Raw genomic sequence first — 12,174 nt, 5'->3', positions numbered from 1 at the left:
ATTACCCGTTTCAGGTAAAGTGGTGGTTATTCTTTCAACCTCCTTTAAAACACCCCCCTTTTCCCTTTGAAAAATAAGAAGTTTTACTTTCAGGACTGAAAAACGAATACATAGGTGTTGATTCACTGCCTAACACTTCGATATAAGTATCGATCATATAAGCTGGAATAAATGCACCCGGCTCGTTATACGCTGTTACCCCTTTTTGGTGTAACATCGTCACCATCTGCTTTAGTCCCGCAGTAAAACGCTGTTTATTTCCAAGATCCGGTGCAATACGTGGTAATAAATAAATTAAAGCCCCACCTTCTAAAAAATGACCTTTATCTAAATTAACTTGAGCAGCAACTTCTTTACCCTGTTTATTTACATCAGCTAGGTTTAAATTATATTTTTTAATAAAAGCTGAATTAACATAAAACTCATGGGCAGAACGATGTCATACACCAATTGGACGCGTGGTTGAGATCTTATCTAATTGTTGACGTGACAATTCACCATGGAAATAGTTATTAAAGCCCCATGTCCATAACGTTTCGTTGGGATCTGTTAATGATTTTTCTTGTGCTGTTAACGCCGCAATATAATCATCATGATTTGTTACTGCTGGCCACGTTTTTGTAGGTAATTGCCACTCTTCAGATGTAATAACGGGCATATTTAAGGTTAAAGCCGCAAGAAATGGGGGTAAATGCTGCTCAATAAACCCTGGCATCAATACCTTGTCATCCAAATCTATTTTTTGAGAGTCCGGGTATTGCTTTAAAGCTTCTTGCTCTGAGCCCACATACACAATCTTGCCATATTGGCTGGTTACAACCGCCTCAGCCTTAGGATGATCCTTTTCCATGGTAATAATAGGACCACCATAGAAAATAGTTTTTAGCGGTGTATTGGATGATGTTGCAAAAGCAGAGCTTGAAGCTGCTGAAGCAAGGAATAATAAAGAAGATGCAATTTTAGTCATTCTCATGGCATGATTTATCCTTAAATCTATTGTCTATCAAACATATAACAACAAAAGGTAAATACGAATATTTTTGTTTTAATTTATTGTTCGATATTTTTTCAATAGTACAAACTAAATGATATTCTTTATTCTATTAACAATCGTTATTTACATTAAAAGCTAGAGCGAAACGATAAACTCAGTTACAGTTATTATCATAGATGAATGGATATTATAAGGAAGAATATACGATGAATCTTACTCAAGCAGTCCTGACAGTACCTTCTCATATGGTACCAGGTGGTATGCCACAGCCTAATCTCAAACAACTGGGATTTAGCGGTTATAAACGTAGTATAGATGTTGATACAACAACACTAACCCGTTTTGAATTCTCTCGTCCAACCAAACATGCGACTGAGGCACAATTTGACGAAGCGATTGAACAATTTATTTGGTTATTCGCTAAAGGCACGCCTTATGTTATCGATAAATCTTTTGCTGATAATACCCCAGATAGCCATCACCGTTATTACTACACCAATAATCAACGTGTGTGCGAATCTATCAGCTAACCTATGTCTCTTTATAGCCAATCTGTCCCATTCATCCTCAATATTCTGAAACCAGATTGGCTGTAACGCCCGCGCATAATCTTATAATTTTGCTAGTATTCCATTATTACAATGCAGACGTACCCAATCTCCATCGTCTTTCAATAATAATAATGTGCCATCAATATTGATTGAGTTTTCAGTTAACTGGTTAAGTTGATGATCATTACTACGGAATACACGTTTCAAGTTCATTCCTAATAATGTATTCAAATAGTGCTGTAATGCTGCATCTTTTTTAAATAGTACCAACGAGTTATCGGCCAATTGAAATTGGATTTGTTCAATATCAGTAACAACAACCTGTTGCTTGATTAGTTCCGATGCTAGATTAATATGATTAATGCAGTTTGTTGTTATTATAATCGTTGTATTTGCCATCTTCGTTCCTATCTACATGTTAATATCTTGTGATTTACACTACACCCGCTATCACTGAATGAACATAAGATCATTTTTATATTGCAACAACTTAGCATTATCGCTTATTTCGCTATTATTCCATGTCGTAAAAAAGACACAGCAAGGTCATAAAACTGTCATCTCTATTTCCTACTCTAAAACCCATTGCACCAAATAATAAAAGCTATGATCAATAACTGAAGGAATGACACGTGCCATTAACGACCCAAGTAATAACAGCTATCAAATCAACCATGCCTACTTATCTTGCTATCTTTGACTTAGATGAAACGCTTATCGCTGCTGATTCAGCCAGCCTGTGGAATAATTTTATTGTTGCTAAGGGGTTAGCCCCTGCTTCATTATTAGCCCAAGAACAAGCCATGATGACAGCCTATAGCAAAGGCACACTTGATATGGACAGTTACATGACGACAACCCTTGCCCCACTCAAAGGCAAAAGCCAGCAACAAATAAAACCCTTAGTTGATGAGTTTATTGCAAACATCATTACACCAGCAATCTACCAACAAGCACTTGAGCGTATAGCGTGGCACCGTAAACGTGGTGATCATATTCTCATTATTTCCGCAACCAGCGAACATTTAGTAAAACCAATAGCAACGGCCCTTGGTATCAATAATGTGATTGCGATTAATTTAGAGCAAAATCATGGTGTTTATACCGGAACGACAACCGGTATACTGAGTTTTAAAGAAGGTAAAGTTGAACGGTTGAAAATATGGCTACAACAACAAAACCATACTTATAAAGGCAGTTATGGCTACAGTGACTCTGCCAATGATTTACCTCTACTTAACGTTGTTAATAAACCTTTTGCCGTTAACCCTGATCCAACATTGGCGATGCATGCCCAAATGAATGAATGGACGATCATGGATTGGCGTCATGAAAACAATATTCTACGCTAATCATTCAATGTCTGTCATCGCAAAAGATCCCTCTCATTAGTCCTCTCGATTCACTATAACAAGCTCTCAAAATGAGAGCATGTTAACAAACGATAAATAAATCCTTGAACTATGCTTGATAATACATTTTTCAGTACCCATTTACAGATAGTAACAAACTAAATGAATTATCTTGTAGCCAACTATAGATGTAGTACAACGAACGTAATACAGTATTCGCGCATTATATTTCGATTTACAAATTACAAAGGTGTATTCATCACCCATTCAATATCTTTATGAGAATAATGTAGTTTGTAAGTAATCTTATTTAGCAAGGCTGATAGTCAAAGCATCTCATCAGCCAAGCAACGGTACACCCTACCAATGACAGGGTATTGAGAAGGTAATTATCATGACTCCACAAGAAAAAGAACTGATTCAAAGCGTTGCTGCTAAGCTTCAAAAAAGCCCTGAAAGCAAAAAAGATGCTGAAGCAGAACAATTTATCAACACTGAAATTGGCGCACAGCCAGATGCTATCTACAAACTAACACAAGCCGTTCTTGTGCAAGAAATGGCACTTAAACAATTAAAAGAAAAAAACGACTACTTAGAGAAGAACGCTGAGTATTACAAACAAGAATCAAACCGTGGCACTATGAGCCGTATGTTTGGTGGTTCTCGTCAAGCGCCTCCACAACCGCCACAGCCACCAGTTCGACAGCCAAGTGCTTTTGGCGGTTTCATGCAAACAGCGGCTGGTGTGGCTGCAGGTATGGTTGCTGGTAGTGTAATCAGCAATATGTTATTTGATGATAAACCAGCAGAAACAGCGGCAGCAGATCCTGCACCAACAGCGGATCCTGCAGCAGATACAACAGCAACCGATACTGCACAAGCAGATCCAACCACAGATCCACAAGCTGATGATTCAAGCTTCTTAAATAATGATGACTCAAATAGCTTTGCTTCTGATTATACTGGCGGCTTTGGTGACGCTGGCTTTGGCGATAACAGCGGCGGTTTTGGTGATTCAGGCTTTGGCGGTGACGAAAATGGGTTTGGTGGCGATGATACATTCGCTAACAACAGTGGTTTTGGCGATACTGATGGCGGCTTTGGCGGCGATTTCGGTGGCGACGACGACGACTTCTAAGATTGTAATAACCGACAAATAAAAAAGAGCGCATTTGCGCTCTTTTTTATATCACAACACTCATCAAGGTTAAGAATTAGAAATTTTAGTGGCATTTGATTTATCGATTAAAGCGCGATAAGCCGTTGCTTCAATAGCCGCAATAATAAACGGAATAGCGATTACGATAACGCCCCAAATAAAGATATAAATAAATTTGAGTCCCATTGCTAAATTAGGATTAGCGAACAATAAGAAGATTGGCAATCCAATAAACAGTATATAAAAAGCAACAGGTAATAAACCTGCAATCACAAATGCATATAACTTTTTATCTTTTGTTATTGCCAGTGCATCTTTAAACGAGGCCTCTTTACCAGCAGCAATAGCAGGAAGAACGAAAGATAAGCGTGAAAATACAATCCAGCCAACAACACCTAATGCCAACATCACACTATAAACAAAACCATTTGATGCAATTTGATAATCAGCCTCAATTAACAGCCAAATAGCCTGTAATAAAACAAATAACACTAACAAATAGCCACTATAACGACGTTGTTGAGCATCAAATTTAATCCCCTGCCACGGCGCGTCGACGGTGTCATCTGTATCATGTTTATCTAATATTTGTTGGGTGCGTAAACAAATAATCGAAGAGGTCAGAAAAATCGCTATATTAAAAATAAACACCAATATTTCACTATAGAGTTCATTGCCAGCTACTGAGACTTTCATTGAACGTAAAAAATACGTTACTAAAAAAGGAATCAGTAAGGCTTTTAATAACCTTTTTTTATTATGTAAAACCGTCGATAGCGACTGGCTTAATGTTTCCAAAATCATATCCTAACTCCTTTATCAACGTAGCAATACTGACAATTACAACGTCGCCTTCCTTCTTTTTACTTTAAAATTTCCATTTTTACATTTAATACGCCTGAGCGTGTGTTCCCAATTGCCTTAAAAGCAGAACGAGATAAATCAATCATACGTCCTCGAATATAAGGGCCTCGATCATTAACAGTAACAACCACACTTTTATTATTACTGACATTAGTCACTTTCACTCTTGTACCAAAAGGTAAGGTAAGGTGAGCTGCAGTTAATTTACCTTGATCAAAAATTTGGCCGTTAGCTGTTTTACGTCCTTGAAACATATTGGCGTAAAAAGACGCTTTACCATAAATGACTTTATTGGCTTTTTTATGTTCAACTGGTTTGATGATTAATACTGGACGCTTAGTTTCAACGGTTGGTGTCTTATTATATTGATCGGAATTTGTGCATCCTGACATCATAATAAGGGCCAAGACACTCCCACCTAAATAACGTATAACAGACCAATTCATATCACCTCTCCAGCTCATCACACTTATTCAATCAATCACTTATAAATCAAGCAAAACCATTAATTACTTGTTAAAGTCTATCACTAAATGTAATCAAAAATCGAACAAGATCATATTTAACTGTTTTTAAAAGAAAAAAACCGACATTAAAGGTAATGTCGGTTACAAAAGGAAATAATAAAACATACTGTATACACCCATTTTTATCTCTACTTCCAATGTAAAAATAAATAATGACACTATAAGAATAGCAAGTTACATACCAACATTTAATCGATGTATATTATTGTCGCTCATTAGCGTTATAGTTATCTAAATGTCACTTTACTGTTCTTTTCGCGGCTAACCACAAACAATTATATTGCAATATAGATAGCAAAATGCGGTGCAAAATGATGCATTATTGAGATGATGTAATAATTAATTACTTAAATTTACGCTAGTCGCTTAATTAAAAGATCTTTAGAATGCGCGTTTTCAACTCCCGCAGAAATCCAATATGTTTAAGCTATTAATCTCAATGCCACCCCAAATCGCACTCGCTATCGCCATTATTTTTGAAGTGATTGCAACCTCTTTTATTCCCAAAGCAGAGCAGTTCACTAAATTAGTACCAAGCACCATTGTTATTGTCGGTTACGCTGTCGCCTTCTTTTTATTATCCGTTACAGTAAAAACAATGCCAGTGGGAATTGTTTATGCTATTTGGAGTGGTGCTGGGATTGTTCTGGTTGCGACCATCAGCTATTTTGCCTACGGACAGCGGTTAGACTTACCTGCAATTGTAGGTATTGGATTAATTATCGCAGGCGTATTAGTTGTTAACCTGCTATCAAAAACCGTTTCACACTAGCTTCTAGTGAATCTTTGCAACATCAAATAAGGAATGAAGAATAAAAGACTTCTTCCTTATTCGTTACCGCTACATATTGCCGCTCAGCTTTTCAAGTAATACTTTGATACACTTAATTAATAAACTTTTTTAATGTCAAGTATAAAATAAAACTATTGAAATATCGATGCAGTGAGCATCGTAAATAAGGATATTTTATGCCACAGCCATTATTAAAATTTACGCATCAAACCCAAACAGCGGCACTGTTATACCGCGCAACATTTGGCCCTCAAATTGATGTTCTTAACCCTCTGATTGAGCTCGATGTTAATCAATGGTTTGAAAATCAGTACAACGAATTACCTTCTTATCATTTGCCACAACTGCGCCTTGCAGTACAGCTATCGGGTAAAACTGAACCTACGACTAATTTACGTCTTGGCGTATGGTGGCAATATGCGTTAACAGCTAATGATCAACTACGCCAGCGTATGGCTTATGCTTTAAGTCAAATTTTAGTGGTTTCAAGTGTTGGTGTCGGTAATCGCCATGAAGAGCTTGCGGCATATTATGATTTGTTGGTTGAACATAGTTTTGGCAATTTTAGAGATTTGCTAAAAGCGGTAACAACAAATGCTGCAATGGGACGCTATTTAACCCTACGCCGCAGTACCAAAGCGAATCCTAAAAACAATACTTTCCCTGATGAGAACTATGCCCGTGAATTAATGCAACTATTCACCATAGGTTTATGGCAATTGGATGAAAATGGTCAGCCATTAACTGATCATAATGGCGATCCAATTCCTTCATACACCCAAAATGATGTTCAAGAATTAGCACGCGCACTTACCGGTTGGCAAAGTGGTCATAATGAACACCCAATGACACCACGTGAACGTAATCATGACACCGAGCAAAAATTCATTTTAGGCCAGCATTTTGCTGCAGGTCAAAATACTGAGCAAGATCTTGATCAAGCATTAGATCTGCTTTTTAATCACCAAAATACACCCTTTTTTATCGCTAATTTATTAATTAAGCGTTTTGTTACCAGTAATCCAACCCAAGCCTATCTTTACCGTGTCGCACAAGCCTTTATTGATAACGGCAACGGTGTTCGAGGTGATTTCAAAGCGGTGTTATGGGCAATATTAACTGATAGCGCTGTTATTAATGGTCAAGCAAGTCGTCAAAGTCAGCTGGGTTTATTAAAAGAACCAATTCTCATGGCTGCTAACCAGGCTCGTGCGCTAGGTGTGACATCATTAGGGGATTATTGGGAAGTAAAAAGTAATATTCGCTACTTTGGTCAAAGTCCATTACAAGCAGAAACGGTATTTAACTTCTATCTGCCAGACTTTGCGCCGCAAGGTGAAATTGCTGCCAATGGATTAACTGCTCCGGAATTTAGCCTATTAAGCAGCTATCAAATGCTTAATATTCATAACCGCTTGTGTGCTGTACTAAATTGTCACCAATCGACAAAACCGCAGCAATGGTTTTATGCAATTCAACCTTTTATTGCCGTTCAGCATGATAGCAATGCCTTAATAGAAATGATTAACACCCGTGTGTTTGCAGGGCTTCTTTCTGATTCTCTACGCGCGCAATTATTTGACCTGTTAGATAATCATATTGCAATCAATCAACAAGTTCGCCGTGTTGAATCAGCACTTTATACCGCCTTTACTTCACCAGAGTTCTTTTGTCAGGAGTTCGTAGCATGACAATTACATTATCTCGCCGCCGTTTTTTACAATCAACGGCAGCATTATCAGCCGCTACATTATCAACCCCATCACTTGCGTTGCCACAAAAAAACACAGTAGATGGTCATAAAGCACTGGTGGTAATTTTCTTACACGGTGGTAATGATGCTTATAATATGATCGTGCCAACCAGTATTGATGCGTATGCCGATTATCACGCTGCACGACCAAAATTATGCTTAACTGAAACCGAAATTATTCCGTTACCCATAGCGACAGATAACCATATAGCGCTTGGCATACATCATAAAATGTCTGCGTTGGCCGAGTTATTTAACAATGGTGAAGCTACAGCACTGATCAACAGTGGCCAATTACTCGCCCCTACAACAGCATCAGCCATTGCGACCAACCAAGTTGCTTTACCGCAATTTTTGATGGCGCACAACATGCAACAGACCCTATGGCAAACAGGTTCTAACGGCCACAATAACCCACTCGGTTGGGCTGGTAGAATGATGGATATGCTCAATTTACGTAGTGAGCTATCACCGCTTATTGGGCTCAATGGTGATAAACGCCTATTACGCAGTCAATCTCTAGGACAAACCGTTGTTAGCGACCAAGGCGTGACGAAATACGCCGAATGGAAAGATGAAGTTAAACTTGATCAATATTTCGCTCACTTTACTGAACGTGGTTATGACAACATCTACAGCCGCCATTTTGCTAAAGTAATGCAACAAAGTGTGAGTGAAAATGATGCGTTAAAGCAAGTACTTGCGGCTCATCCAGCAACAGCTGTTTACCCTGACACCAAATTAGGTAAACAGTTAAGCATGGTGGCACGCTTAATTGATGCTCGCCAAACACTAGGTCAACAACGCCAAGTTTTCTTTGTTGGCTTGGGTGGATTTGATACTCACGTTAATCAAAAAGCTGTCCACGATGAACTTTATACTGAGATTAGTGAAGCCATGGCAGCTTTTAATCAGGATATGCATGCGCAAAATGTTCATCAACAAGTGACAACTATCACCATGTCTGATTTTGGGCGTCGTATTCAAGCCAATGAATCGGGAACAGATCATGGTTGGGGTGGACATCAACTTGTGATGGGAGGTGCGGTTCAAGGTGGACAAGCTTATGGACAGTGGCCAAATCTTGCTCCTGGTAGTGAAGATGATTTTAACCACGGTCGTATTATTCCAAGTATGGCAGCAGATCAGGTCAATGCTTCTTTATGCCGTTGGTTTGGGCTTAATGATCAACAAATATTAACCCTATTCCCGCATTTAACCCAGTTTAACTCACCATACGTCCCTTTCATTTAAGCGACCAACACAGGAGAAGTGAAGGCTTCTCCTGTGTATATTTACCACCTTAATATCAAACAAGACTACTCACGTAAACCGTCATATTATGCATAAAATGGTTGCCAAACGGCGTAAATATCAGCATAAACAGCGTGATATTGACAATAATTGTTAACCATAAAATCGCTTTAAATGGCTGTTTCTGAGATTTATGGCGCAGTATTTTTTGAGCCCATAAAGCACCGGGCCATCCACCCAACACAGCTAATAAATGTAAGCTTGCTTCCTTGGTGCGCCATGCGTCTTTTTGAGCGGCACGTTTATCATGTGCATAAACAGCAAACGTAACAATACTGAGACAAATATAGCCAATTAAAACCCAATATGGACAGCGAGCTAACCACACCCATCCTGCCACTAATGTCAAAAATAGAACACTGAAGCCTTGTGCTTTACTCATAGGTGCGGTGTATTTATCCATGCCTGAATATGATTTAACAAACTCAACAGATTTAGCTGCGATTTTACCGTTTTGGCTCGTGCCAAGTTGATAATAAACACTTTCATTTATTCGTGGGCGACTTTGGCGATCAGCTAACGCACTCACATGAAAAAAGATATTATCTCCTCCTGCTTGAGGTCGAATAAAACCAAATCCTTTTTGATGATTCCACTGCACAATTGTGCCTTTATCGTTCATTTTTTTTACCTGTGGTTTTACACTAAAAACAGATTAACGGCTTTTTATTAACCATTATTCTATTGTAATGACTGTTACCACCCGATTTGGGCGTTATAAGTTACTTTTTTGGTATCAGGTTAATATTTTTGTCATTAAAAATATTGCGATTGTTGAGTAGCGTCAAAATAGTGAATACAATACCATGCATAATGGCGCATTTTAACTTTCAAAAATCGTCGCTAACAGTGACATTATACTTATCTATATTGCTCTTTATTTGCTAATTGCGACCGCTCATCAATTAGGTTAACTATGTTTAAACGTTTTGAAAATTTTACAGAGGCATTTCCTAAGCAAGATCCTGAGCAACCACCACAAGGGATTATCGCTTTTTGCCGTTACTATAGCCGTGGATTTGAAAAGCCACTGCTGATTATGGCTATCCTCAGTGCCACCGTCGCAATTCTCGAAGTGGTTTTATTTGGGTTTATGGGCAAACTGGTCGACTGGCTTACAGAAAGTGATCCCCATACATTTCTCGCTCAAAATGGCACTAGCCTGTTTTGGTTAGGCTTGGTTATTTTAGTATTGATGCCAACATTGGTACTGATTTCATCCCTGATTACGCACCAATCGTTGCTGGGTAACTACCCAATGTCGATTCGATGGCTAGCACACCGTTATTTACTTAAACAAAGTGTGTCGTTTTATCAAGATGATTTTGCTGGTCGTATTGCGACTAAAGTGATGCAAACATCACTTGCTGTTCGCGAAACAGTAATGAAAACCGCCGATGTATTTGTTTATGTCTCAGTTTATTTTACCTCATCATTAGTCATTTTAGCGCAGGCTGATTGGTTATTAATGTTACCAATGCTATTTTGGCTAGCGGCTTATGTTGGTATTCAACTTTATTTTGTACCCAAACTTAAACATATTGCGGCAGAACAAGCAGATGCACGTTCAACCATGACCGGCTCAATTGTTGATAGCTACACGAATATATCAACGGTTAAATTGTTTTCTCATGATCAACGTGAGACTGAGTATGCCGAAAAAGGTATGCAAGGGTTTCTCGCTACCGTCCATACTCAAATGCGATTAGTTACAGGGTTTAATTTCTGTGTTCAACTCACCAACTATACGCTGCTATTTGCCATTTCTGCATTATCTATTTATTTATGGATGCAAAGCGCAATTCAAGTCGGTGCGATCGCGATTGCCATTAGTCTTGCGTTGCGTATTAACGGCATGTCGATGTGGATCATGTGGGAAGTCGGCGCGTTATTTGAAAATATCGGTACGGTAGTGGATGGTATGAAAACCTTATCGAAGCCAATTGCGATTGAAGATGATGCCGATGCTAAGCCTTTAGCAGTAACCCAAGGCGGGATTGAATTTGATGATGTAAGCTTCCATTATGGCGAAAATAAAGGCGTTATCAGTCATCTTAACCTCAATATTAAACCCGGTGAAAAAGTCGGTTTAGTCGGGCGTTCTGGCGCAGGTAAATCAACCTTAGTTAACCTACTTCTGCGCTTTCATGATGTGGAAGGTGGTAAAATTCGTATTGATGGTCAAGATATTACCGCAGTTACTCAAAACTCACTGCGCAGTAATATTGGCATGGTGACCCAAGATACTTCCCTATTGCATCGCTCTATTCGTGAAAATATCGTCTATGGCAAACCAGATGCTGATGATGAAACCTTATTTGCCGCCACTCGCCAAGCGCAAGCGCATGAGTTTATCGAAACCCTTACCGACTCTTTTGGTAATGTTGGCTACGATGCACAAGTGGGTGAACGTGGGGTTAAACTGTCAGGCGGTCAACGTCAACGAATTGCTATTTCACGAGTATTACTTAAAAACGCGCCAATCTTAATTTTAGATGAAGCAACCTCGGCGTTAGATTCTGAGGTTGAGGCCGCAATTCAAGAAAGCCTTAATGAGCTAATGCAAGGTAAAACAGTAATTGCGATTGCGCACCGTTTATCTACCATTGCTGCGATGGATCGGTTAATCATTCTTGATAAAGGCCAAATCATTGAGCAAGGCTCTCATGCTGATTTATTACAGCAAAATGGTATTTACGCACAATTATGGGCCCACCAGACCGGTGGCTTTATTGGCGAGCAGGATATTTCTGACAGCGTTGATGATTTGAATCAGAATATATAGTTGTATTTGATATCCTCTAACACCAAGCCGCTGATTTAGCGGCTTTTTTTGAATTATATTTGACAATACTCAACTTCTTTTG

Annotated in this window: 12 protein-coding genes; 7 read left to right on the top strand and 5 right to left on the bottom strand. The window is 38.8% G+C overall.

Features of this window, described 5'->3' with window-relative positions:
- Window positions 1-439: 439 nt before the first annotated feature.
- Window positions 440-973 carry an amidohydrolase family protein gene (locus BTN98_RS20670; protein WP_231730741.1) on the bottom strand — a complete coding sequence of 178 codons (534 nt, stop codon included), beginning with the start codon at window positions 971-973 and terminating at the stop codon, window positions 440-442.
- A 227-nt stretch (window positions 974-1,200) separates the two neighbouring features.
- Between BTN98_RS20670 and BTN98_RS13540 the strand changes: the two genes are divergently transcribed.
- Window positions 1,201-1,524: a hypothetical protein gene (locus tag BTN98_RS13540; protein ID WP_061000904.1), complete on the top strand. Its 324-nt coding sequence runs from the start codon at window positions 1,201-1,203 to the stop codon at window positions 1,522-1,524.
- An 81-nt stretch (window positions 1,525-1,605) separates the two neighbouring features.
- Here the strand turns inward: BTN98_RS13540 and BTN98_RS13535 are convergent, their stop codons facing one another.
- The gene (locus BTN98_RS13535) at window positions 1,606-1,944 is read right to left on the bottom strand and encodes a hypothetical protein (protein WP_061000902.1); all 339 of its coding nucleotides are present in this window, start codon (window positions 1,942-1,944) and stop codon (window positions 1,606-1,608) included.
- A gap of 233 nt (window positions 1,945-2,177) precedes the next feature.
- Between BTN98_RS13535 and BTN98_RS13530 the strand changes: the two genes are divergently transcribed.
- Both BTN98_RS13530 and BTN98_RS13525 read left to right on the top strand, forming a co-directional pair.
- Window positions 2,178-2,897 (top strand): HAD family hydrolase, encoded by a 720-nt coding sequence (locus tag BTN98_RS13530; protein ID WP_231730740.1) that lies wholly within the window; start codon window positions 2,178-2,180, stop codon window positions 2,895-2,897.
- Window positions 2,898-3,291: 394 nt separating this feature from the next.
- A complete protein-coding gene (locus tag BTN98_RS13525) occupies window positions 3,292-4,035 on the top strand; it encodes a DUF2076 domain-containing protein (protein WP_061000899.1) in 744 nt (247 codons plus the stop codon).
- 69 nt (window positions 4,036-4,104) lie between these two features.
- On the opposite strand, the gene BTN98_RS13520 is transcribed toward BTN98_RS13525, so the two are convergent.
- Both BTN98_RS13520 and BTN98_RS13515 read right to left on the bottom strand, forming a co-directional pair.
- A complete protein-coding gene (locus BTN98_RS13520; RefSeq protein WP_061000897.1) occupies window positions 4,105-4,860 on the bottom strand; it encodes a hypothetical protein in 756 nt (251 codons plus the stop codon).
- Window positions 4,861-4,919: 59 nt separating this feature from the next.
- The gene (locus BTN98_RS13515) at window positions 4,920-5,315 is read right to left on the bottom strand and encodes a septal ring lytic transglycosylase RlpA family protein (RefSeq protein ID WP_082732229.1); all 396 of its coding nucleotides are present in this window, start codon (window positions 5,313-5,315) and stop codon (window positions 4,920-4,922) included.
- A gap of 571 nt (window positions 5,316-5,886) precedes the next feature.
- Between BTN98_RS13515 and BTN98_RS13510 the strand changes: the two genes are divergently transcribed.
- The 3 genes from BTN98_RS13510 to BTN98_RS13500 all read left to right on the top strand — a co-directional run bounded on the left by BTN98_RS13510 (window position 5,887) and on the right by BTN98_RS13500 (window position 9,247).
- Window positions 5,887-6,219 (top strand): SMR family transporter, encoded by a 333-nt coding sequence (locus BTN98_RS13510; protein WP_065167301.1) that lies wholly within the window; start codon window positions 5,887-5,889, stop codon window positions 6,217-6,219.
- Window positions 6,220-6,416: 197 nt separating this feature from the next.
- Entirely contained in the window at window positions 6,417-7,931 is a 1,515-nt protein-coding gene (locus tag BTN98_RS13505; protein WP_061000892.1) for a DUF1800 domain-containing protein, read from the top strand.
- On the top strand, window positions 7,928-9,247 hold the full coding sequence (locus tag BTN98_RS13500; RefSeq protein ID WP_065190233.1) for a DUF1501 domain-containing protein: 1,320 nt from the start codon (window positions 7,928-7,930) through the stop codon (window positions 9,245-9,247). Before BTN98_RS13505 ends, BTN98_RS13500 begins: the two co-directional genes overlap by 4 nt.
- A gap of 55 nt (window positions 9,248-9,302) precedes the next feature.
- On the opposite strand, the gene BTN98_RS13495 is transcribed toward BTN98_RS13500, so the two are convergent.
- Window positions 9,303-9,929 carry a DUF1294 domain-containing protein gene (locus BTN98_RS13495; protein WP_061000890.1) on the bottom strand — a complete coding sequence of 209 codons (627 nt, stop codon included), beginning with the start codon at window positions 9,927-9,929 and terminating at the stop codon, window positions 9,303-9,305.
- A 294-nt stretch (window positions 9,930-10,223) separates the two neighbouring features.
- Here BTN98_RS13495 and BTN98_RS13490 point away from each other — a divergent pair, with 294 nt between their 5' ends.
- Window positions 10,224-12,092 (top strand): ABC transporter ATP-binding protein, encoded by a 1,869-nt coding sequence (locus BTN98_RS13490; protein WP_061000888.1) that lies wholly within the window; start codon window positions 10,224-10,226, stop codon window positions 12,090-12,092.
- Window positions 12,093-12,174 lie beyond the last annotated feature (82 nt).

It is taken from the genome of Photobacterium aquimaris, assembly GCF_002954455.1.
Lineage (GTDB): Bacteria > Pseudomonadota > Gammaproteobacteria > Enterobacterales > Vibrionaceae > Photobacterium > Photobacterium aquimaris.
The sequence above is the reverse complement of the archived record's forward strand: the minus strand, read 5'-3'. Positions and strand labels throughout refer to the sequence as shown.

What these genes read in the sequence shown, in the direction of transcription:
- BTN98_RS20670 (WP_231730741.1), bottom strand. Translation starts at nt 973, where the DNA reads ATGAGAATGACTAAAATTGCATCTTCTTTATTATTCCTTGCTTCAGCA.
- BTN98_RS13540 (WP_061000904.1), top strand. Translation starts at nt 1,201, where the DNA reads ATGAATCTTACTCAAGCAGTCCTGACAGTACCTTCTCATATGGTACCA.
- BTN98_RS13535 (WP_061000902.1), bottom strand. Translation starts at nt 1,944, where the DNA reads ATGGCAAATACAACGATTATAATAACAACAAACTGCATTAATCATATT.
- BTN98_RS13525 (WP_061000899.1), top strand. Translation starts at nt 3,292, where the DNA reads ATGACTCCACAAGAAAAAGAACTGATTCAAAGCGTTGCTGCTAAGCTT.
- BTN98_RS13520 (WP_061000897.1), bottom strand. Translation starts at nt 4,860, where the DNA reads ATGATTTTGGAAACATTAAGCCAGTCGCTATCGACGGTTTTACATAAT.
- BTN98_RS13515 (WP_082732229.1), bottom strand. Translation starts at nt 5,315, where the DNA reads ATGATGTCAGGATGCACAAATTCCGATCAATATAATAAGACACCAACC.
- BTN98_RS13510 (WP_065167301.1), top strand. Translation starts at nt 5,887, where the DNA reads ATGCCACCCCAAATCGCACTCGCTATCGCCATTATTTTTGAAGTGATT.
- BTN98_RS13505 (WP_061000892.1), top strand. Translation starts at nt 6,417, where the DNA reads ATGCCACAGCCATTATTAAAATTTACGCATCAAACCCAAACAGCGGCA.
- BTN98_RS13500 (WP_065190233.1), top strand. Translation starts at nt 7,928, where the DNA reads ATGACAATTACATTATCTCGCCGCCGTTTTTTACAATCAACGGCAGCA.
- BTN98_RS13495 (WP_061000890.1), bottom strand. Translation starts at nt 9,929, where the DNA reads ATGAACGATAAAGGCACAATTGTGCAGTGGAATCATCAAAAAGGATTT.
- BTN98_RS13490 (WP_061000888.1), top strand. Translation starts at nt 10,224, where the DNA reads ATGTTTAAACGTTTTGAAAATTTTACAGAGGCATTTCCTAAGCAAGAT.